This window comes from Haloprofundus halobius (genome assembly GCF_020097835.1).
Classification (GTDB): domain Archaea; phylum Halobacteriota; class Halobacteria; order Halobacteriales; family Haloferacaceae; genus Haloprofundus; species Haloprofundus halobius.
The window spans coordinates 3,196,994-3,218,086 of record NZ_CP083666.1 but is presented as its reverse complement, the minus strand read 5'-3'; the positions used below and the strand labels follow the sequence as shown (position 1 = coordinate 3,218,086).

The window sequence follows — 21,093 nt, the reverse complement described above, 5'->3', positions numbered from 1 at the left end:
AATAAAGGTAATGATTGATAATGATAATATTTGTTAATGGCTTATTTCGCGTATGTGGTGTTTAAGTGATGGATGGTAACACAAGTCATGCAGCGGTGAGAGCGCGACGGCGCCGAATCGAGAACGTGGAGAAAAGAAGGGAGATGCGACGGTTATTCGAAGTCTAGCAGTTCGGCGACGCGATCGAGATACTCGCCGTAAACCCCTAGAGCGTCCTCGATGGGTTCGGGCGAGGTCATGTCGACGCCAGCAGTCTCCAACACTTCCATCGGGTACGCGCTGCCGCCCATCGCAAGCGCCTCGCGGTAGTCAGCGGCCGCGTCCTCGCCCTCGTCGAGGATGCGTTCGACGACGGCGACGGCGGCGCTGATGCCCGTACTGTACTGGTAGACGTAGTAGTTATAGTAGAAGTGCGGGATGCGCATCCACTCGCGGGCGATGCGGTCGTCGACCTCGGCGGGTTCGTAGAACTCTGCCTTCAAATTGCCGTAGAGTTGGTCGAACGCGTCGGGGGTGAGCGGTTCGCCCGACTCGACCGCTTCGTGGATCTGCAGTTCGAAGTCGGCGAACATCGTCTGGCGGTACAGCGTCGAGCGGAACCGTTCGAGGTACTCGTCGAGGACGTGACGGCGCAGTTCGTCGCTGTCTGCGTTTTCAAGCAGGTAGTGGGTGAGAAGCGTCTCGTTGACCGTGCTCGCGACCTCGGCGACGAAGATCTCGTAGTCGGCGTACTGCCACGGCTGTTCGTCTTTCGCTAGCTCCGAGTGCATCGAGTGGCCGAGTTCGTGCGCCAGGGTGAACATCGAGGTGATGTCGTCCTGGTAGTTCATCATGATGAACGGCTGGGTGTCGTACGTGCCCGAGGAGTACGCCCCCGCGCGCTTGCCGCGGTTCTCGTACACGTCGACCCACCGGTCTTCGAGGCCTTCGGCCATCCGCTGTTGGTACTCCTCGCCGAGCGGTGCGACGGCCTCGACGACGTGCTCTTTGGCCTGCTCGTAGCTGATTTCTGGACCCTCCTCGCCCGTCAGCGACATGTAGAGGTCCCACATCTGGAGGTCGTCGACGTCGAGCGCCTGCCGCTTCAAGTCGGCGTGGCGGTGGAGGTGGTCGAGATTGTCGCGGACGGTGCTCAGCAGGTTGTCGTACACTTCCACCGGGATGTTCGGGCCGTCGAGCGCCGCCTCTCGGGCGGTGTCGTAGTTGCGCGCCTCCGCGAGTTTCACGTCGGCTTTGACGCTGTTCTTCAGCGAACTGCCGACGGAGTTGCGCACGTCCTCCCACTCGTCGTAAAACTGCTCGTGGACCTCCTTTCTGAACTCGCGGTTCGGATGCTTCTGGAGTTTCGTGAAGTTGCCCTGCGAGATCTCCACCTCGTCGCCGCCGGGGTCGGAAACCGTCGGGAACGTCAGGTCGGCGTTGGCGAGCATCGAGTAGAAGTCGCTCGGCGCACCCATCACCTCCGAGAGGTTCGCGAGCAGTTCCTCGACCTCCTTCGAGCGCGTGTGCGGTTTGGCTCGGAGCACGTCGTCGAAGTAGTGTTCGTACGCCGCGAGCGCCGGCTCCTCGTCGACGAACGCCTCTACATCGTCCTCGCCGAGATTCTGTAGCTCGGGTTCGACGAAACTGGAGGCGCTCTGAGCGTCGGCCGCCAGCGACTGTGCCCGCGCCGACAGCGCCTGATACTCCTGGTTTCGGGTGTCCTCGCTGGCTCGGAGCTGCGCGTAGGAGGTGACTTTCGAGACGTCGCGCATCACGGATTCGAAGAGTTCGAGCAGTTCGAGGAGCGTCTCGGCGTCCTCGGTCACTCGACCCTCGTACGCTTCGATGTCGTCGATGCGCGATTCGACGTCCGCGTACGCCTCGTTCCAGTCGTCGTCGGAGGTGTAGATGCTCTCCAGGTCCCACTTGTACTCCTCGTCGATGTCGCTGCGTTCGGGAACCGAACTCATGGTCGGTGGTTGCCCGGTACGAGGGTAAACCTTGTCAAGTCGAAACAGGGCAACTGTTGCCGACGACTCAGCGGTGAGAGCGCGGAGGGGACGGTGACGACGACTTCCGCGAACCGAGCACCTATGTCAGGGTGTGCCCAACCCCGGGCCATGTCCAAACAGGAGACGACACCGGGCGACGCAGCAGATGCGAGCGACGCGGCCGAGACGGCCGAGGCGTTCGCCGCCGCGATGGGTCGCACGTGGGTCGGCGACACACCGTGGCAGTTCATCACCGACCTCACCGCGCTCGGCGACCGCATGGGCGGCAGCGCGGGCGAGCGACGAGCGGCGGACCTCGTCGCCGACGCGTTCGCCGACGCGGGCGTCGACGACATCGAACTCGACACGTTCGAGATGACCCAGTGGACCCGCGGATGGACGGAACTCGAACTCACCGTCCCCGTCGAGCGGCCGTTCGACGCCATCGCGCTGCCGTACTCGCCCTCCGGCGACGTGGAGGCCGAACTCGTCGACGTCGGCTACGGCACGCCCGACGAGATCGAAGCCGAGGACGTCGACGGGAAAATCGTCGTCGCCAGCACGACGACACCCTCCGGGCGATTCATCCACCGCATGGAGAAGTACGGCTGCGCGGTCGAGGCGGGCGCGGAGGCGTTCGTCTTCGTCAATCACATCGAGGGCCAACTGCCGCCCACGGGCTCGCTCACCTTCGGCGACGAGGGGTCGGTCCCGGCTGTCGGCGTGAGCAAGGAGACGGGCGAGTGGCTGAAGGAGTACGCCGCGAACAACAGCGGCGAGACTGGCCGCGTCCGCATCGCCGTCGAGGCCGAGACCGCGCCGGGCGAGAGCCAGAACGTCGTCGGCCACGTCGGTCCCCACACCGACGAGGAGCTGCTCCTCCTCGCACACTACGACGCCCACGACATCGCCGAGGGCGCGCTCGACAACGGCTGCGGCATCGCCACCGTCGTCACCGCCGCGCGGATTCTCGCGCAGGCCGACCTCGACGTCGGCGTCCGCGTCGCCGGCGTCGGCTGCGAGGAGATCGGCCTCTTAGGGGCCGAATACGTCGCCGAGACCAGCGATTTGAACGAGATCAAAGCCGTCGTCAACGTCGACGGCGCGGGGCGGTTCCGCAACCTCGTCGCGCTGACGCACAACTCCGACGCGATGAGCGCCGCCGCCGAGCGAATTGAGGAGACGACCCGCCAACCCATCGACGTCAGCGACGACCCGCACCCGTTCAGCGACCACTGGCCGTTCGTCCGCGAGGGCGTTCCGGCGTTCCAACTCCACAGCGACAGCGGCGAGCGCGGCCGTGGCTGGGGACACACCCACGCCGACACCCGCGACAAGGTCGACGACCGCAACATCCGCGAACACGCCATGCTCACGGCGCTGCTCGTCGACGACCTGTCGAAGACGGACGCGCCGCGACTGGCCCTCGACGACCTCGCGGCGACGTTCCGCGAGAACGACTTCGAGGTGGGGATGCGGGCGGCCGGACTGTGGCCCGACGACTGGGCGTGATCACTCGCTCGTCCCGTCGAGTACCGTCTCGCAGACGCGCGTTCTGACCGCGCCCTCGACCCGCGACGCGCCGAACACCTCGTGCACGGTTTCTACCGCGTCCTCGTCGCGCTCGAACGCTATGTGAGAGTAATCGACGCCGGTGAGCACCAGTCCCGCGGCGGGCGCGGGCGGGATTCCCTCGCGGCCCTCCAGCGAGTCGGCGGCGAACGCATGGTCGATTCTCGCCATCGACGCGTCGGAGCCGACGATGCGGACGAGCGAGACGACGCGGCGGACGAGTTCGCGGGCGAACCCGGGCGCGGAGATGGTGAACACGAGAAACTCGCCGTCGCGACGGAGCGACCCCGATAGTGTTCGAACCGTGTTCCGGTCGTCGGGCGTGAAGTTCCGGAAATCGTGTTCACCGCAGAGCATCGAGAGCGCCGCTTTCGCCCGCTCGTCGTCGACGGCGGCGTAGGGGTCGGGCGTGGGGTAGCGGCCTCCCGTCGCGTCACCCGCTTTCGGCGCGTAGAGGTGGTAGGTGTACTCGCGGCGACTCGCGTCGTGGGTCGCGTGAAACTCGTCGGGAACGTCCGTTGCGGCCCACGCGCGGACGGTTCCGGGCAGTTCGCTGTTGACCGCTCGCGGGGTACACCAGTCGGGGCAGTCGAAGGTGACCGTCTGCGCGACGGCGGAGACGCCCGCGTCGGTGCGCCCCGCGGCGGCGTAGCCTGAGGGCCGGTGACGCGTCTCGTCGTAGACGCCGAGTTTCGCCAGCGCGTCGAACAGCGCGCCCTCGACGGTCGGGACGTCCGGTTGACGCTGAAACCCGTAGTAGGGGCGGCCGTCGTAGGCGACGCGGAACGCACGCATGGCCGACGGTTCGGACGACGGGCGCTTAACGGACGCGACTCGTGTCGTCGCTCCGGCCCTCGCTCTCGTCTTCGTTGCCGCCGCGGACGGTCAACACGGGGATCGGGGAGTTTCTGACGACGCGCTCGGCGACGCTGCCGAGGAGCATCCGCCTGACGCCGCGTCGGCCGTGCGTGCCGACGACGATCACGTCGACGTCGTGCTCGGTCGCGTAGTCGACGATGCCGCTGGCTGGCGAGCCGTGGACGACGTCGGTCACGACGGGGACGTCCGCGGCCGAGGCCGTCTCGGCGACGGGGGCGACTATCTCTCGCGCCCGTTCGTCGAGCGCGTCGAAGACGGGTTCCGTACGGACGTCGACGTCGGTGTACACCCTCGTGTCGACGACCGAGAGGACGTGGAGCGTCGCTCCGTACTGCTTCGCGAGGTCGAGCGCGCGGTCGACTGCCGCCTCAGAGGGGTCGCTGCCGTCCGTCGCGACGAGGATGGTGTCGTACATCTCAGTTCACCGCGTGAGCGTACGGCCCGGAGAAAGGTGTGTTTTGTCCGGGCAGTCGCCGCTACTGACGACTCCGGGCGGCGTCGACCACGCGGAACAGTACCACGTCGACGACGCCGAACGCGCCGCCGATTACCGCGCCGACGAGGGCGGCGACGAGCGCGCCGAGCAGTCCGATGGCGAGTACTGCCAGAACGGACGCACCCTGCGCGACCAGCAGAACCAAGAACAGGGCGAACGGCGCGAGAAGGAAGAGAACGCCCGTGACGCCGCCCCAGAGCGTCGCCCGTGTCGCCGCCGCGCGGGGGTCGAATCCGTCGCCTCGCCACGCGTCACCGAGCGCACGGCGGTTCGTCCACCACGTGAGCGCCCAGAGGTACGCGAAGACGCCGAGTCCGATCGCGGTGTTCAGCCCCGAGAGAAATTCCCCGAGCGGTCCAGCGAGATGGAGCGCGACGACGAGCACGACCACCAGTACGGTGACGTGAAACGTCGCGAGTCCCCACACGGCCAGCGTCGGAAGCGGCCGTCCCTCCTCGGTCCGCGCGTCCGGACGCGAGTCGGAGCGCCGCTGCGCTCCGGAGTCGTCCACTGGCGACTCAGCCATGTGCGAGCACCTCCCCGAATCCAACGAGCGCGAGGAGTACGACGCTCGTGACAGCGTAGGCTGTCCGGAGTCGGCGCGTAGTGGCGGTGACAGGAGCCGCGTCCGCGCCGGATCGCCCCGCCGCGAACGAGACGAACAACGTCCGACCCGCCGACCCCGCGAGAAACGCCGCGAGAAGCCCCAGTTTGACCCCGAGCGTCGTCCCCCAGGTCGTCTCGAGACCGGAGACGGCGAGGCCGAGCGAGCCGAGATTTCCGACGCCGCTGGCGACAATTGCACCGAGAGCGCCCCAGAAGAGCCACTCGTAGGTCTCCGCGACGGAGAGGGCGGTACGTGCGGCGTCGACGCGACCAGTCGAGACCGCTCGGCGACTCGCCGCCCACGTCAGGACGGCCCCGCCGACGGCGACGCCGACGCCGGTGACGTGGAGCAGGCGGACGAGGAGGGCGGTCGGATGCGAGAGGACCATTCGCCGACGCTACGTATCAATTAGCAATAATCATTGTGCAGACGGTCGCTTCGGTCGTCGGCCCCTTGTCGAACGCCTCGACCCCGGGCGTTCGACGATAGTGGCCTCAAGCGTAGTCGTCGTACCTCGGCGCGTCGCGGTCGCCGGGGAAGTCGTCGACGGGTGCGGTCGTCTGCTCGCCGCTCTCCATGTCCTTCACGGTCACCTCGTCGTTCTCGAGGTCCTGCTCGCCGACGATGACGACCGTCTCCGCGCCGATGCTGTCGGCGTACCCCATCTGCGCGCCGAAACTCCGCCCCGAGACATCCGTTTCGACGGTGTTCCCGGCCGCGCGGAGGTCGCGGGCGACGCGGGATGCGACCGACCGCGTGTCGCCGACCGAGAGTACGTAGTAGTCCGTCGAGGCCGCGCCCTCGGGCCAGACGTCCGCGCGCTGCAACAGAAGGTTCAACGGCGCGTGACCGGGCGCGACGCCGACGGCGGGCGTCGGCTGGCCGCCGAAGCTCTCGATGAGGTCGTCGTACCGACCGCCGCCGAACACCGAGCGCCCGACTTCGCCCGTCGAGTCGAAGCACTCGAAGACGACGCCGGTGTAGTAGTCCAGTCCGCGAGCGGTCGTCAGCGAGAGGGTGCAGTAGTCGCGTGCGCCGAAGTCCTCCGTCGCCGCCAGCACCTCGCGGAGGTTCTCGACGGCGGCTTCCACGTCGTCGCCACCGAACTCGGCTATCTCGTCGAGGTCGCCGCCCGCGACGAGTCTGTCGAACTGTTCGGCCTCGTCCCACGGGAGACCCGCGTCGGTGAGAAGCCCGAGATACTCGGTTTCGTCGACTTTCGCGCGTTTGTCGACGGCGCGAACGGCAGCGCGGGTGTCGACGTCGGAGCGGAACGCTCGCAGGAGACCGCCGAGGATGTCGCGGTGTGAGACGCGGAACTCGAAGTCGTCGCCGGTGAGGCCGAGGTCGGTCAGCGCGTCGGCGGCGAACGCCAGAATCTCGGCGTCGGCCTCGGGTTCCGACGAGCCGAAGATATCGACGTTCGTCTGGTAAAACTCCCGAAAGCGACCCTGCTGTACCTGTTCGTACCGCCAGAACGGCCGCGTCGAGAACCACTTGATGGGTTTCGAGAGCTCCTGCTGTTTGGCGACGACCATCCGCGCGACCGTCGGCGTCAGTTCCGGCGTCAGCGCGACGTCGCGGCCGCCCTTGTCGGTGAACGCGTACAGTTCGTCGACGATCTCCTCGCCGGATTTGTCGACGTACATCTGCGTCCGTTCGAGCGCGGGCGTACCGACCTCGCGGAACCCGTACCGCTCGGCGGCGTCTTCCATCGTGTCGATGACCTCCCGCCGCGGGGCCATCTCGTCGGGGTAGAAGTCACGAAACCCCTTGAGTCGGTCGTACATGTACGGTGGTTTGCGGAGCGGTCGCTTCAAGGCTGTCCTTTCGGCGGGCCGGTAGACAGATCAACTGGTGGTGGCAGTAGTGGCGTACGTTCAAATACCGTGAGGGGACCAACCCTGCAGGTGCGCTAACGAATCGACGCAACGCGGCCGAGGCGGGTGTGCGACGCGCCGCTTGCGAAACCGGACGAGAGTCGCCTGTCAGCCACTCAGAACCAGCCGAGAACGGCGTTCAGGTTCGCCGAGTCGAGCGCGATAAGGCCGACGCCGCAGACCGCCAGCGCCGCGGCGACCAGTCGCGTCCCGAAGAACTCCTCGCGGAGGAGCACGCCGCCGAGGACGACGGCGACGACCGCCTGCGTGTTGATGATGGGCGAGGCGATGCTCGCCGGGACCGCCGCGAACGCCAGCGACGTGACGTGCTCGCCGAGCGCGACGAGGAAGCCGCCAACGGCGAGTTCGCCGAGCGTCCGCCGCGTGAACACGTCGCCGGGCCACGACCGGACCGCAAAGGGGAGGACGACGACGGTGACGCCGCTCAGGAGGATCACCACCCAGAGCTGTGGCTGGAGGCTCAGCTCCTGGAGCGCGACTCGTTTGCCAACGTCGCTGACCGCGTAGCAGGCGGCGCTCACCAGCGCGAGCTGCGCCGCCGTCGACGACGACGCGGCCCGTATCGGGTCGGCGAGACGCCCGCCCCGGTAGTTGGCGACGTAGACCGCCAGCGTCGCGACGACGACGCCGAGTATCTGTACGGGAGCGAGTCGCTCGTGCAGCAGCAGTATCTCTATCGGGAGGACGAACACCGGAACGACCTTGTTTATCGGCGCGACGTAGGAGACATCGCCCGCGTCGAGCGCCCGGAGGAAAACCAGGAACGCGGCACCGGTCGCACAGACCGTCCCGACGACGACGGCGAGCGCGTCGAAGCCCAGAGACGGGAGTGACGGCATCTCCGAGGGCGACACCGATGTGAGAACGACCGGGAGATACCACGCGACGGCCGCGACGTTGACGAGGACGGTGAGAACCGACCCGGGAATCCCGTCGAAATATCGCTTGAGGACGAACAGGTAGACGCCCCAGACGACGGCGGCGACGAGCGAGTACGAGATTCCCGAATTCACGTCTACCGCTCGCGTCTGCGCCGGCAAGAGCGGTTCGATTACCGTCGTCCGCACCAGGTCCGGTCGCTGGTGTATACAGGCCGAATCCTCTCTGCGGCGCCGCGGCGACTTCGAACCGTCATGTCCTACGGATACGCCTGCGCCGTCGGCGACTGCGAGTTCGATACGTCTGCGGCAACCGAAGACGAGGTTGTCGACGACGCGCTGAGACACAACGACGACCACCACCCCGACCTCGACGTCGGCGAGTCGAGAATCAGAGAGGATATCGAGACGAGGTAGCTATCGGGCGACCCCCGGAGGCCCGGACGGCGTTCAGTCGAGCAGTCCGCGGACGTACGTCTGCTCGTGTTCCGGGAAGACGTGTCCGACCGCGTCGGACCCGTGGGTCTCGGCGAGCAACTGCCGCAGTTCACCCTCGTAGTCGGCCTTCGGAACCGTCTCGCTCGGGCCGACCTCGATGTCGAGCGTCTCGTCGACGATGCGGTCGACCGCACGGCGACCGAACCCCGACAGCGGCGCGAGATAGTCGACGTCGTAGCGGTCTTCGAGGCTCTGTGCTTGCGCCCGCGAAATGGTCGGCACGCGGTCGTCGCGCCGCGTCCCGTCGGCGATAGCGTCGTAGCCGAGTCCCGCAACGGCTTCTAACGCGGCTTCGTGAACCTTCTGGATGCCGTTTCGTGGGTAGCCGTCGGCGTGCATCCGCTCGACGGCGTCGGCGGCGATGTCGTCGTCGAGTTCGACCGTCTCGAACGGGTAGCCGAGCGTCTCGGCGGCTTTCTTCGCGTGTGTCCAGTCGTCGGTGAAACCGAAGTGCGCGGTCACGAGGCGCACGTCGTAGAACGAATCGAGCGTGAGCGCGGCGAGCGTCGAATCCTTCCCGCCGCTGTACAGGAGGGCCAGTTCCATCAGCGACGGCGGATGTTGAAGCGCTTCTTGTCGGGCTGGAGTTCCTTCAACAGCTGTTTCATCCGCTGTTCGTCTATCTTCGACTGGATGCGTCCGCTCTGGGCGAGCGCGACGAGCTGTTGTTCGACCTGTTCGGCGAAGTCGGGTTTGCTCATCTGGACCGCGTTGAGTCGCTGGCGCGCGCCGTCGGTGAGGTACTGACGCAGCAACGCGTCTTTCTGCGCCTGAGCGCGCTCCTCTGCCGCCTGCTGGGCCTCCTCGTTGCCCTGCTGCTGCTGTTGGCCGTCGGCCTGTTCCTGTAGCTCCTGAAGTCGCTCTTCACGGAGTTCGTCGAGCCGGTCGTCGTCGGAGTTCCCGCTCATACCCGAACTTTTCGCGCACGGCAGAAAACGATTACGGACAGCCTAGCGGCTGTCGGGGTCGAACGGCTGGAAAAGCGTGTGTGTCCTCTACGCGTAGCGTTCGAGTTCCGGACGGTCGAGCGACTCGAAGGCCGAGGCGGCGGCGTCGTCGAGGAAGGCGCGACCCTCGTCGCTGATGCGGCGGCCGTCGCCTCCAGCGCTCTCGACGAGCTCCTCCGCTTCGAGCTGCTGGAGGATGACACGGATAATCTTCTTGCTGCCGGTTCCCGTGTGGGCTTTCGCGACGCGGTAGCGCGTCGACCCGCGCTTACGGCCGCCGTACTCGACGGCGAGGCGCTCGACGCCGAACGGACCCTTCGTCGCGAGTTTGCGAAGTACGCTGGCGGCGCGGACGAACCAGAAGTCGTCGTTCTGGGGCGGCAGTTCGCGGTTCGACCCGGTTTTCGCGAACTGGATCCAGTCGGGCTGTTCGATGCGGTCCTCGAGTCGGTCGGCGACCTCCTGGATGAGGTCGTCCGCCGGAACGTCATAGAGGGTTACCATGGCTTCGAGTTCTGTGTTGCGCTGTTTAAAAGCATCGTATTGGCGTCGTCGGCCCTATCCAGCGGACGTTTCGGCTCCGACACGAACGGCAGTCAGGTGTTGTTGAGACCCAAGACGCTGACGACGACGCCGCCGATGAGCGTCGGCAGCCAGTACACCGCCCCGCGATAGATGACGATGGCCGCCAGAATCGCCGACTGCGTGACGGCAGGACCCGTCGCCGCCAGCAACAACACGAGCAGGACGCTCTCGATACCGCCCGCGCCGCCGGGTAGCGGCGTCACGCCGGCGATAGCGCCGATGGGGACGACGAACAGCAGAATCGCCGGCGAAACCGGCGTTCCAACGGCGTGGAAGGCGAACCAAAGGCCGAGCATCTGTGCGAGCCACCCGGCCGCCGACAGCGAGACAGCCAGTACCAGTCCGCGCGGGTTCGTTGCGACGCGTTCGATGGCGGCGAAGAATCGACTGATCCGCCCCTCGATGCTCTCTGCGGTCGGTTTCGAGACGCGCGGGACGAACTCCGCGACGCGTCGGATGACGGGCGTGAGCACGCTGACGGCTTTGTGTTCGAGTTGATACCGTCGCTGCCACCCGACGTAGACGAGGCCGGGAACTGCCGTGGCGAGCACGACGACGCCGATGACCGCCAGTTCGAGGCTCTGTCCGAGCGTCGTCTCCGTCGCGAAGTACACCGCGCCGACGAGCGCCAGCGTTATCGAGGGGACGAAGTTGAGCGTGTCGACGCTGGCGATGGCGGCGAGACCCGTCTCGTACTCGGCGTCCGAACTCTGCGAGATGAGAAGCGCCGTCACCGGTTCGCCGCCCGCCTGCCCGAACGGCGTGATGTTGTTCGAGAACATCGCGCCCGAGAAGACGAGAAACGACTTCACGGCCGAGAGTTCGACGCCGAGAACTGAGAGGACGGTCCGAAGCGCCAGCCCCCAGGCGAACAACCACCCGAGCGTCGCGACGATAACGAGCGCGACGAATCGCGGGTCGGCGCTCTGTAGCTGGTAGACGAGGTCGCCGACGCCGATGAGCGAGAAGAGAACCGCGAACACCACCAACGCGCCGGCGAAGCCGAGCAGAGTGGCTCGGAGGTTCTCTCTGGCCATACCCTCCCGGACGGTCACTATCGGCATTAAGCCACCGGAATCGACAGCAGCGGTAGCGATAGCTTACGCCCCTCTTCCGTCGCGGTAGCCGTGAAACTGTGAGGCTGACTCCCACGAGAGCGGTCGGCCGGACGCCTCGGTGGCTTTTTCGCGCCGACGCCGAAAGGCCGACCATGGACGAGCGGACGGCGTTGCGAACGTTGGCGGCGGAGCTCCCGGCGGCCGGCGACGACGCGGCGGTCGTCGACGGACTGGTCGTGACGACCGACATGCTCCACGAAACGACGGACTTCCCGGCCGGAACGACGCGCTACACCGCCGGGTGGCGGTCGGTCGGCGCGTCGCTGTCGGACGTCGCCGCGATGGGCGCAGAGACCGTGGCGGCCGTCGCCGCGTACGCCGCGCCCACGTTCGACGAAGACGAACTGAGTGCGTTCGTCCGCGGTGCCCGAGAGGTCTGCGAACTCGTCGGTGCCGAGTACGTCGGTGGCGACCTCGACACGCACGACGAATTCACGACGGCGACGACGGCCATCGGCCGAACCGACGACCCGGTGCTCCGGTCCGGTGCGACTCCGGGCGACCTGCTCTGCGTCACCGGGACGCTCGGGCGGTCGGCGGCCGCGCTTCGCTACTTCGAACGCGGCGATAGCGAACGCGGCAACGACCTCTTCCGGTTCGAGCCGCGAGTCGCTGCGGGCGTGGAACTCGCCGACTACGCGACGGCGATGATGGACTCCAGCGACGGCCTCGCGCGTTCGGTCCACCAACTCGCGGAGGCGAGCGACTGCGGGTTCGCGCTCGACTCCTCGGCGGTTCCGGTCGACTCCGCAGTCGACGACGTGACCGACGACGACGGGGAGTACTGGAAGTCCGCACTCCACTTCGGGGAGGACTTCGAGTTGGTGTTCGCGCTCCCCGAGTCGGCGCTCGAACGCACAGCGTCGGTGTCACCGACGCCGATTACCCGTATCGGACGCGTCACCGAGTCGAGCGCGGGCGTAACACTCGACGGCGAGTCGCTTCCCGACCGCGGCTACACTCACTCGGCGTAGCGCCGACGGCGGTGCGGCTCTCCAACGCTCAGGCGCTAATCAGCTGAATCGGCACTAGCATGAAACACAACAGGCCGAGCGCGAAGGTGAACACACCGACGAGCTGTCGCTTCCAGCCGATACCGGACTCGTCGATGGGGTGTGCGGGGCCGTTGATAGCGATGAACATCGAGAACAGACCCCAGAACGCCCACAGACCGACGGACTCCTGAAGGCCGAGTTCGCGGACGTAGTAGAGGTAGCCCGCGAGGCCGAACAGCCCGAGGGGAACGAGCGTCGCCACCGTCTCCTGTCTACGGCCGAGCATCGCGCGGACCATGTGTCCGCCGTCGAGCTGTCCGACCGGGAGCAGGTTCAGTACGGTGAAGAACATCCCGACCCACCCGCCGATGATGACCGGATTGACCGTCTGCGGGTAGCTGTAGTCGCTCGGTTGGCCGAGAAGCGTCGCGATGAGGTCCAAAAGCAGCGGGTTGTTGAACTGGATGACCTCGCTGCTGCGGACGAACACGCGCTCGGGTATCGTAATCGGGTCGAGCGAGAGGCCGATGGCGGTGACGACCACCGTCGCCGCCAGCCCCGCCAACGGGCCCGCGACGCCGATGTCGAAAAGCGCCTTCCGGTCGGGCATCTGCCCTCGCATCCGGATGATGGCCCCCATCGTGCCGAACGGGAAGATGAAGGGGATGAGGTACGGCAGCGACACGTCGACACCGTGGTACCGGCCCATCACGTAGTGGCCGAGTTCGTGTGCGCAGAGCACGCCGAGAACCGCGGCGGTGAACGGCCACGCTTCGAGCGCGACGAGCGGGTTCTCCTGAATCTGGCTCACAGGGATGTAGTACCACGCGTACGCGCCGACGAACAGCGTCGAGGCGACCGTCGCGACCAGTAAGAGCAGGTTCTTCCACGGAACGCCGTCGACGCCGACCGAAATCGGCTCGGCGACGAGCACGTCGAGCCCGTCGTTCGTCCGCGCGAAGCGGACGTCGTAGCCGGACTCTCGGAACGAGGGCCACACCGTCTCCAGTAGCGAGCGGCGCGAGACGAGCGACTCGCCGTAGTACAGCAGTCGGTCGTCGTCCGTCCGAACCTCGCGAACGTAGAAAACAGAGCTCAGCTGTTCGAGCGAGGGACCATCTGCGGGGGCGGTCGCTGGGCCGTACGGAGGGGGGTCGGCCTCGTCCATCAGATACTACCTGTAACGCGCAGAAGGGTATAACTTCGGTGCCTGAGCGAGTCGAAGGGTCGGTGCGGTCAGCGGTCGGTAGGTGTGAGGGGTGTCATGGTGGGAGGTGGGGACCTGCATGGTTCGCGATTCGGCCGGCAGCGCGGGGACCTGCGCGGGAGGCGAGGTCGCTGCAGCGAGTGGAGCTTACGACGACGGGGCGACGCGCCACGTGGTCGCGCTCGTGTACGACCACTTCTCGATGGTGAGTTCGTGGGTAGAGTCGCGAAGCTTCACCATCAGCGCGCCGATCTCTTTGGGCGAGAGACCGACTTCGTCGGCGATGAACTTCCCTTTGAAGTACAGTTCGCCGTCCTGCGCCTTCTCGACGAGGTACTGCTTCAGTCGGGTCTCTTTCGAGCGTCCGTCGGTGGAGGGGTTTGCTGTTGCGCTCATTTCGTTCTGACCTCACTTCCCACATCGCCGGTCGGGATGTTATAAAGACAGGAACGTTAGCCACAGTTCGGCCCCTTTCAGCCTGAATAGAGCAAAAGAGTTCGTTTTACGACGTTTTTATATGCGGTTAGAACATTCACAAGGCACTCTGGGAGATTCTTTCACACTTTTAATATATATAAAAACTAAGATATTATCCGGTTTGTAGACCGTTTTTAGGCAACAATAGCCGATTTCGGATCGGACAACCACGGCGAAACGGTCGATAAACGGAGTGTCCTTTGCCGCGATGCGAACGGGTTACGATCGGTCGTGGACCCAGAAGTCCGACTCGACGGTCGTCTCCTTCTTGAAGATGGGAACCTCGTCTTTGAGGCGGTTGATACCGTCCTCGACGGCGCGAAACGCTTCGGTTCGGTGTCCGGCCAAGACGACGACGAAGACGATGTCCTCGCCGTCCTCGATGACGCCGGTTCGGTGGTGCATCAGCACGCGTTCGACTCCGTCGCGTGCTTCGATGTCGCGTCGTATATCGGCGAGTCGCTCCCCGGCAACTCCCTCGTACTTCTCGAACGTCAACCGAGTCGTGCGGGGGTCGTCGTCCGCGTCCTTCGCTCTGACGCGACCGGTGAACGTGGCAATCGCGCCCGCACGCTCGGCGCGCGGGTCGCCTTTGAGCCGTTCGACGAGCGACTCCAGCGTGACGTAGGGGTCGAGCGCCTCGACGCGAGCGCGGAGGTCGTCGACGTCGACCTCGTCGATCGACGGGGCGGCGATAAGGATGTCGCCAGAGTCGTCCGTCTCCGCGGCCGCGTCGCCGAGGACCACCGTCGGGAGGCGGGCCGACTCGAATCCGGCGAGGAGCGCGAAGTCGTACTCGGCGGCGAGATGGTCCAGCAGTTCGTCGCGCGAGCGGTCGCGACCTGCGCCGACCCAGACGCCGTCGTCTGCGAGACCGTACGACGCCGCCGAGTCGGGGGCGGGGTCACTGCCGTCGGGGAGTCGTTCGACCGTCGCGACGCGGCCGTCGAGTCGCGACGCGAGTCGCTCGGTGAGCGTCGTTGCACCGGGGCCGACGACACAGAGTGTTCGCATATCCGGAAGACGGGGGACCGAGCGGCTTTAGTGTTGCTCAGCTCGGATGCGGAGCAGCTCGTTCGCGTCGCGCTGAAACTCGAAGGGGACGTCTTCGACGGTCGCGTCGTACCCGTTCGCTTCGAGCGTCTCCAGCGCGTCGTCGAGACGGGCCGAGCGCGTCGCGTCGAATCCCGAGAGCGGAAACACCCGGAGTTCGTCGCGAGCGACCCGGAGCAGTTCCGACAGCGCCGCGCGATGAAACGCCGCGTCCAGGCGGTCGTCGTACAGAAACAGGAGATGCGCCGACAGCACCAGCGAGAAACTGTCGTCGGCGAACGGCAGCGACGGGAGTCGGGCGGCCACGTACCGACCCGGGTTTGCGCACGCGTCCAAGCGAAACCGTTCCAGCGCCGCCCGCCGGTAGTCGGCCACGTCGTCGGGGTCGTCGTAGAACGTCCACCGGTAGAGCCGTTCGACCTCCGACAGTGCCGACGCCGCCCGCTCGACATCGTCTCGACCGCGGGCGACGAGCGACTCCACGTCCGCTGCGTACAGTGGGTCGACCGCGACGGCGTCGACGCCCCGAGCGGCTGCCTCGGCGGCGAACGAGCAGGAGCCACCGGGACAGTCGAGTACTCGACGACCGTCGAGCGCGTCGACGTCGAGGTCGAACATGCGGCGGTACTCGTCGAACGTGCGCCCGATGAACGCGAACCCTTCGATGTCGTACCGGCCGTCTACCTCCGATTCCATGGACAAATATGATCATCAAAGTACAAAAGAGTACTCTAGAGAAGAGACCCGGTCATTCTACTGGGTCGAAACGGCGATTCGGGGCCGGCTGAATCGGGAGTTGATAACCCTTAAGACCGAATCCCAGCAAACCGAGTGCAATGAGAGTCGTCATTTCTATCGGCGGGAGCGTCCTCGCGCCGGAACTCGACGCCCGTCGAGTCGAGGCACACGCCGCGGCAATCGAGTCACTCGCCCGTGAGGGCTGCGAGCTCGGCACCGTCGTCGGCGGCGGCGGCGTCGCCCGCGAATACATCGACGCCGCGCGCGGCCTCGGGGCGAACGAGGTCCAGTTGGACCAGATCGGTATCGACGTGACGCGCATCAACGCCCGCCTGCTCATCGCCGGCCTCGGCGCGGGCGTCAACCCGGCCCCGGCGCACAGTTACGAGGACGCGGGCGAGGCCATCCGCCGCGGCGACATCTCCGTGATGGGCGGCGTCGTCCCCGGCCAGACCACCGACGCGGTGGCCGCCGCGCTCGCGGAGTACGTCGACGCGGACCTGCTCGTCTACGCGACGAGCGTCGACGGCGTCTACAGCGCCGACCCCCGCAGCGACGACGGCGCCGAGAAGTTCGAGGAACTCACGCCCGAGGAGTTGGTCGGCGTCATCGCGCCGATGAGCACTGACGCCGGGTCCTCCGCGCCGGTCGACCTGCTGGCGGCGAAACTCATCGAGCGCGCCGGGATGCGCACTATCGTCCTCGACGGCACCGAACCGCAGCGACTCGAACGCGCGGTGCTCCGCGGCGAGCACGAGGGGACCGACATCGTCCCCGCGGGCGCGGGCACCGAACCGACGTACTGGTCCCAGCGATGAGCGCAGACGACGCGCACGAAGCGAACGACGCGGCCCCGACGGCCGCCGACGAGAGCGGTCGGGAGGAGGGAAGCGGCGAGACGCACCACGCCTTCTGGGCCGACGAAGTGGCCGACGAGATTCTCGCGCGAGACCCCGACGAACCCATCGTCGTCAAAGGCGGCATCTCGCCGTCTGGCGTCGCTCATCTGGGTAACTTCAACGAGATTCTCCGCGGCTACTTCGTCGCCGAGGTGCTCCGCGAACGCGGCTACGAGGTCCGACAGGTGTTCACGAGCGACGACAAGGACCCGCTCCGCAAACTCCCCCGCAAACTCGCCGACAAGGAGGGCGACATCGTCGGCCTCGGCGACGTCGACGCGGGCGCGCTCGGCCGAAATCTGGGTAAACCGTACACCGATATTCCGGACCCCTTCGGCGAGGCCGAATCGTACGCGGCGCACTTCGCGGCGCTCATCGAGGCCGATGCCGAGCGGCTCGGCGTTCCCGTCGAGATGATCTCGAACACGGAACTCTACGCGGATGGGACGTTCGAGCCCGTCGTACAGCACCTGCTCGAAAACGCCGACACCGCCCGCACGGTGCTCTCGAACTACCAGAGCAAGGTCGGCGACGACTACGTGCCGTTCAACCCGGTTTGTGGGAACTGCGGGAAGATTACGGAGACGGTGACGGGGATCGACCTCGACGCCGGCACCGTCGACTACGTCTGCACCGACATGACCGCCGGCGACAACACCATCTCCGGCTGCGGTCACGAGGGGACGGCGACGTTCCGCGACGGCAAACTGCCGTGGCGCTTCGAGTGGCCCGCCCAGTGGCAGGTGCTCGGCGTCGACTTCGAGCCGTTCGGCAAGGACCACGCCGAGGGCTCGTGGCCCAGCGGCGAGGACATCGCGCGTAACGTCCTCGGCATCGAACCGCCGGTCCCGATGACGTACGAGTGGTTCACGCTCAACGGCGAACCGCTCTCCTCCTCGGCGGGCAACATCGTCACGGTCGCCGAGGTGCTCGAACTCGCCGAACCCGAAGTCCTGCGGTACTTCTTCGCGCTCAACCCGCGCCGCGCCCGCGACTTCGACCTCCGGCGATTGGACCTGCTCGTCAACGACTTCGACCGCTTCGAGCGCGTCTACTTCGACGAGGAGACCGACGAGAACATCGAAGAGGTGGCCGACCGCGCGTACCCCTTCCTCGTCGACGAGGTACGGGAGGACCGCGTCCGTCTCCCGTACACGTTCGCCGCGGTGCTGGGCATGGTCGACAACCCCGAACTCAGGAGACAGATGGCGAAGAACGAGGGGCACATCACCGACGAGACGCCCGAGTGGGCCGTCGTAGACGCGATGGAGCGCGTCGAGAAGGCCCGCGCGTGGGCCAAGCGGATGGACAACGAGTACAACTACCGCCTCCAGACGGAGATGCCCGACGTGGATCTCGACGACGACGTGGCCGCCGCCCTCTCCACACTCGCGGCGTTCGTCGAGGAAGGCCACACGGGCGAGGAGATACAGGGCGAAATCTACGAAGCCGCGAAGGCACACGACGTGGAGACGGGCGATCTGTTTCAGGCGGGGTACCTGCTCTTTTTCGACCAGACGCAGGGGCCGCGTCTCGGCGAGTTCCTCGGCGAACTCGAACGGGAGTTCGTGGTGGGGCGTCTCCGTCGAACGGAGTGAGACGGAGGCTCGTCACGAACGGAATGAAGTGACGGCTCGCGACGGCCGGTGCCGTCCTCGGCGTCGTCGCGCTGGCGTGGGTCGTCCGCGCGCGTCGGACGCGACGGCGTCCCGTGGCCATCGAGATAACCGAACCCGGCCTGCGACCCCCGAGGAGTCGACGTAGCCCCGCAGACACAATCCGAACGTCTTTCCCGCTCGCACTCCTCCGGTTGGCCAATGAACACGCTGCTTTGGATCGTCTCCGGCGTGGCCCTCTACACGGTACTCGTCCTGCTGCTGCGACAGCGCGGGTTGCTCCCGAGTTCGCTGAAGGTGCAAGGCCCGCTGATGACGATTCACACCCGCCGCGGACGCGAGTTCCTCGAGTGGCTCTCCACCCCCAAGCGGTTCTGGCGGGCGTGGAGCAACGTCGGCGTCGGCATCACGCTCGTGATAATGGTCGGCACGTTCGTCCTCCTCGTGCTCCGCAGCGTCCAGATCGTCCAGAACCCGCCCGCGCCGACGGCGGTGAACGCACCGCGAAACGTGTTGGTCATCCCCGGCGTCAACGACTTCCTCCCGCTGTCGGTCGCTCCCGAGATTCTCCTCGGCCTCCTCGTCGGACTCGTCGTCCACGAGGGCGGTCACGGACTGCTCTGTCGGGTCGAAGACATCGACATCGAGTCGATGGGGCTCGTCCTCTTCACGGTGCTCCCCATCGGCGCGTTCGTCGAACCCGACGAGGAGAGCCAACGAAACGCGAGTCGCGGCGGCCGGACCCGGATGTTCGCCGCCGGCGTGACGAACAACCTCGCCATCACCGCCATCGCGCTGGCGCTGCTGTTCGGTCCGGTGACGGGCGCGATCGCGGCGTCCCCCGGCGCGGCCGTCGGCAGCACGTTCCCGAACTCGGCGGCCGCCGACGCCGGAATCGAATCGGGAGACCGCATCGTCGGCTTCGACGGGACGAACGTCACCTCGGACGCGGACCTCCGGAACGCGCTCGAATCGAACGACGCCGCGAACGTGACGGTGACGATGTCTGACGGCACCGAGCGGACCGTCCAGCGGTCGCTGTTGGTGACGGCGATGTCGCCGAACTCGCCGTTGGCCGCCGACGGCGAGGCGGGCGTGAGCACGAACGACACCATCGTCGCGGTGAACGGGACGTCGGTCAACACCGAGTCTGGGCTGCGCGAAGCGGTGGCCGACAAACCCATCGCTACGCTCACCGTCGAGGACCGGGCAGGCGAGGAGTCGACGGTGAGCGGCCCGATAGGCGTCCTTCTCGCCGTCTCTCCGGACGGACCGCTGAGCGAGCAGACCGACGTCCCCGGCGGCGAACAGGTCGTCGTCACGAGCATCGACGGCCAGCGAACGCTCGACTACAGCGACGTGCAGTCGGCGCTCGACGGGGGCGAACCCGGCGACGAGGTGAACGTCACCGCCTACGTCGACGGAGAGCTTCGGACGTACGAAGTGACGCTCGCCGAGGCGAACGACGGTACGGGTCGCGGCCTCGTCGGCGTGACGCAGGGGCCGGAACTGAGCGGCATCGGCGTCAACAGCCTCGGCGTGGTGCCGTACCCCGCCGAACAGTTCCTCAGCATCCTCGGCGGCGACATTCAGGGCGGGCTGTTCTCGCAGGTGCTGTTCATCCTGTTTCTGCCCTTCGCCGGTACGGTCGTTCCGGGTATCGACGCCAACTTCGCCGGGTTCGTCGCGACGAACGCGAACTTCTACACCGTCAGCGGTCCGCTCGCGGCGCTCGGTGGCGGGGTGTTCCTCCTCGCGAACGCCCTCTTCTGGGTGGGCTGGGTCAATCTCAACCTCGCCTTCTTCAACTGCATCCCCGCGTACCCGCTGGACGGTGGGCGAATCCTCCGCACGTCGACGGAGGCCGTCGTCTCGCGGCTCCCGGTCGAGGGGAGACAGGAGCTGACGAGCGCGATAACGACGAGCATCGGCCTCATCATGCTCGCCAGTCTGCTGTTGTTGCTGTTCGGCCCGCAACTGCTCGCCTGAAGCCGCGTCGTCGAGTGGCGACGGTCGTCGGCACCGACGCCGAGCCCCGATCCCGGTCGGCGTCGACGGCGTTCCGTGGCGTACCGAACGCAGGGGCAGACGCGCCTACGAGTCGAACTCGATGTCCTGTCGCTCGTAGAACGCCTCGGGCGTATCGTCGATTCGCTCGAACGACCCGAAGTCGCGCTCGTGGTGACGAATTAGCTGTTCGATAATCCAGGAGCTGAACGTCTCGTCGAACCGCCAGGCGTCCTCGGGACTCTCCACGTCGAAGCGGCCGTCGGTGGCGAAGGCGACGTAGACGTGGTAGAAGCCGAGGATGATGTCGGCGAACTCGCGGGCTTTGCCGCCGGTCTCGACCCGCTTTTCGAGGAGTTCGTCGCGGCCGCTGTCGGTCAGCGCGAAGTACTTCCGGTCGGGTTCGTCCTCGCGTTCGACCCGTTCGGCCCAGCCCTTCTCCTCGAACTTGTAGAGGATGGGGTAGACCGAGCCGTACGACGGTTCCCAGTGGCCGCCACTTATCTCGCGAATCTTCTTGAGAATCTCGTAGCCGTACCGCGGTTTCTCGCCGAGCAACTCCAAGACTAGATACGAGATGAGGCCTTTGGGGGGGCCGCTTTTCCGCATTGGTTGCCAATCAGAGGGGCGTTGTGAAAGCGTTTCGG

22 protein-coding genes are annotated in these 21,093 nt (G+C 66.4%); 6 read left to right on the top strand and 16 right to left on the bottom strand.

Annotated features, from left to right (window positions below; genetic code table 11):
- Positions 1 to 152: 152 nt before the first annotated feature.
- Positions 153 to 1,952 carry an oligoendopeptidase F gene (gene pepF / locus LAQ74_RS16895; RefSeq protein ID WP_224333724.1) on the bottom strand — a complete coding sequence of 600 codons (1,800 nt, stop codon included), beginning with the start codon at positions 1,950 to 1,952 and terminating at the stop codon, positions 153 to 155.
- A gap of 150 nt (positions 1,953 to 2,102) precedes the next feature.
- On the opposite strand from pepF, the gene LAQ74_RS16890 reads away from it, so the two are divergent.
- Positions 2,103 to 3,485 (top strand): M28 family peptidase, encoded by a 1,383-nt coding sequence (locus LAQ74_RS16890; protein WP_425498497.1) that lies wholly within the window; start codon positions 2,103 to 2,105, stop codon positions 3,483 to 3,485.
- Here the strand turns inward: LAQ74_RS16890 and truA are convergent, their stop codons facing one another.
- The 6 genes from truA to LAQ74_RS16860 all read right to left on the bottom strand — a co-directional run bounded on the left by truA (position 3,486) and on the right by LAQ74_RS16860 (position 8,441).
- On the bottom strand, positions 3,486 to 4,340 hold the full coding sequence (truA, locus tag LAQ74_RS16885; protein WP_224333723.1) for a tRNA pseudouridine(38-40) synthase TruA: 855 nt from the start codon (positions 4,338 to 4,340) through the stop codon (positions 3,486 to 3,488).
- Between the two features lie 25 nt (positions 4,341 to 4,365).
- Positions 4,366 to 4,839, bottom strand: a complete 474-nt coding sequence (locus LAQ74_RS16880) for a universal stress protein (protein ID WP_224333722.1) — start codon at positions 4,837 to 4,839, stop codon at positions 4,366 to 4,368.
- Positions 4,840 to 4,900: 61 nt separating this feature from the next.
- A complete protein-coding gene (locus LAQ74_RS16875) occupies positions 4,901 to 5,446 on the bottom strand; it encodes a DUF7965 family protein (RefSeq protein ID WP_224333721.1) in 546 nt (181 codons plus the stop codon).
- Positions 5,439 to 5,915: a hypothetical protein gene (locus LAQ74_RS16870; RefSeq protein WP_224333720.1), complete on the bottom strand. Its 477-nt coding sequence runs from the start codon at positions 5,913 to 5,915 to the stop codon at positions 5,439 to 5,441. The genes LAQ74_RS16875 and LAQ74_RS16870 overlap by 8 nt, the downstream gene beginning before the upstream one ends.
- Before the next feature lie 106 nt (positions 5,916 to 6,021).
- Complete coding sequence (hisS, locus tag LAQ74_RS16865; RefSeq protein WP_224333719.1) at positions 6,022 to 7,317, bottom strand: histidine--tRNA ligase; 1,296 nt, start codon at positions 7,315 to 7,317, stop codon at positions 6,022 to 6,024.
- Positions 7,318 to 7,523: 206 nt separating this feature from the next.
- The gene (locus tag LAQ74_RS16860) at positions 7,524 to 8,441 is read right to left on the bottom strand and encodes a DMT family transporter (RefSeq protein ID WP_224333718.1); all 918 of its coding nucleotides are present in this window, start codon (positions 8,439 to 8,441) and stop codon (positions 7,524 to 7,526) included.
- A 120-nt stretch (positions 8,442 to 8,561) separates the two neighbouring features.
- Here LAQ74_RS16860 and LAQ74_RS16855 point away from each other — a divergent pair, with 120 nt between their 5' ends.
- On the top strand, positions 8,562 to 8,723 hold the full coding sequence (locus tag LAQ74_RS16855; protein ID WP_224333717.1) for a DUF1059 domain-containing protein: 162 nt from the start codon (positions 8,562 to 8,564) through the stop codon (positions 8,721 to 8,723).
- Positions 8,724 to 8,756: 33 nt separating this feature from the next.
- On the opposite strand, the gene LAQ74_RS16850 is transcribed toward LAQ74_RS16855, so the two are convergent.
- The 4 genes from LAQ74_RS16850 to LAQ74_RS16835 form a co-directional block, all read right to left on the bottom strand.
- Positions 8,757 to 9,350 (bottom strand): DUF7411 family protein, encoded by a 594-nt coding sequence (locus tag LAQ74_RS16850; RefSeq protein WP_224333716.1) that lies wholly within the window; start codon positions 9,348 to 9,350, stop codon positions 8,757 to 8,759.
- Complete coding sequence (locus LAQ74_RS16845) at positions 9,350 to 9,712, bottom strand: DNA-binding protein (protein ID WP_224333715.1); 363 nt, start codon at positions 9,710 to 9,712, stop codon at positions 9,350 to 9,352. The genes LAQ74_RS16850 and LAQ74_RS16845 overlap by 1 nt, the downstream gene beginning before the upstream one ends.
- Positions 9,713 to 9,799: 87 nt before the next feature.
- The gene (locus tag LAQ74_RS16840; protein WP_224333714.1) at positions 9,800 to 10,255 is read right to left on the bottom strand and encodes a 30S ribosomal protein S19e; all 456 of its coding nucleotides are present in this window, start codon (positions 10,253 to 10,255) and stop codon (positions 9,800 to 9,802) included.
- A gap of 92 nt (positions 10,256 to 10,347) precedes the next feature.
- Positions 10,348 to 11,373, bottom strand: coding sequence for a lysylphosphatidylglycerol synthase transmembrane domain-containing protein (locus LAQ74_RS16835; RefSeq protein ID WP_224333713.1), 1,026 nt, complete (start codon positions 11,371 to 11,373; stop codon positions 10,348 to 10,350).
- A 173-nt stretch (positions 11,374 to 11,546) separates the two neighbouring features.
- Between LAQ74_RS16835 and thiL the strand changes: the two genes are divergently transcribed.
- Complete coding sequence (thiL, locus tag LAQ74_RS16830; protein ID WP_224333712.1) at positions 11,547 to 12,428, top strand: thiamine-phosphate kinase; 882 nt, start codon at positions 11,547 to 11,549, stop codon at positions 12,426 to 12,428.
- Between the two features lie 28 nt (positions 12,429 to 12,456).
- Here thiL and LAQ74_RS16825 read toward each other — a convergent pair whose 3' ends face one another.
- The 4 genes from LAQ74_RS16825 to LAQ74_RS16810 all read right to left on the bottom strand — a co-directional run bounded on the left by LAQ74_RS16825 (position 12,457) and on the right by LAQ74_RS16810 (position 15,882).
- Positions 12,457 to 13,617 carry a site-2 protease family protein gene (locus LAQ74_RS16825; protein WP_224333711.1) on the bottom strand — a complete coding sequence of 387 codons (1,161 nt, stop codon included), beginning with the start codon at positions 13,615 to 13,617 and terminating at the stop codon, positions 12,457 to 12,459.
- A gap of 186 nt (positions 13,618 to 13,803) precedes the next feature.
- Positions 13,804 to 14,052 carry a DUF7123 family protein gene (locus tag LAQ74_RS16820; protein ID WP_224333710.1) on the bottom strand — a complete coding sequence of 83 codons (249 nt, stop codon included), beginning with the start codon at positions 14,050 to 14,052 and terminating at the stop codon, positions 13,804 to 13,806.
- A gap of 300 nt (positions 14,053 to 14,352) precedes the next feature.
- A complete protein-coding gene (locus tag LAQ74_RS16815; protein ID WP_224333709.1) occupies positions 14,353 to 15,147 on the bottom strand; it encodes a molybdopterin synthase in 795 nt (264 codons plus the stop codon).
- A gap of 27 nt (positions 15,148 to 15,174) precedes the next feature.
- Positions 15,175 to 15,882 carry a class I SAM-dependent methyltransferase gene (locus LAQ74_RS16810; RefSeq protein ID WP_224333708.1) on the bottom strand — a complete coding sequence of 236 codons (708 nt, stop codon included), beginning with the start codon at positions 15,880 to 15,882 and terminating at the stop codon, positions 15,175 to 15,177.
- A 140-nt stretch (positions 15,883 to 16,022) separates the two neighbouring features.
- On the opposite strand from LAQ74_RS16810, the gene pyrH reads away from it, so the two are divergent.
- The 3 genes from pyrH to LAQ74_RS16795 all read left to right on the top strand — a co-directional run bounded on the left by pyrH (position 16,023) and on the right by LAQ74_RS16795 (position 20,428).
- Positions 16,023 to 16,742: a UMP kinase gene (gene pyrH, locus LAQ74_RS16805; protein WP_224333707.1), complete on the top strand. Its 720-nt coding sequence runs from the start codon at positions 16,023 to 16,025 to the stop codon at positions 16,740 to 16,742.
- Positions 16,739 to 18,421, top strand: a complete 1,683-nt coding sequence (lysS, locus tag LAQ74_RS16800; protein WP_224333706.1) for a lysine--tRNA ligase — start codon at positions 16,739 to 16,741, stop codon at positions 18,419 to 18,421. Before pyrH ends, lysS begins: the two co-directional genes overlap by 4 nt.
- A gap of 219 nt (positions 18,422 to 18,640) precedes the next feature.
- Entirely contained in the window at positions 18,641 to 20,428 is a 1,788-nt protein-coding gene (locus tag LAQ74_RS16795; RefSeq protein WP_224333705.1) for a site-2 protease family protein, read from the top strand.
- Between the two features lie 105 nt (positions 20,429 to 20,533).
- On the opposite strand, the gene LAQ74_RS16790 is transcribed toward LAQ74_RS16795, so the two are convergent.
- Positions 20,534 to 21,055, bottom strand: a complete 522-nt coding sequence (locus LAQ74_RS16790; protein ID WP_224333704.1) for a PadR family transcriptional regulator — start codon at positions 21,053 to 21,055, stop codon at positions 20,534 to 20,536.
- Positions 21,056 to 21,093: the final 38 nt, after the last annotated feature.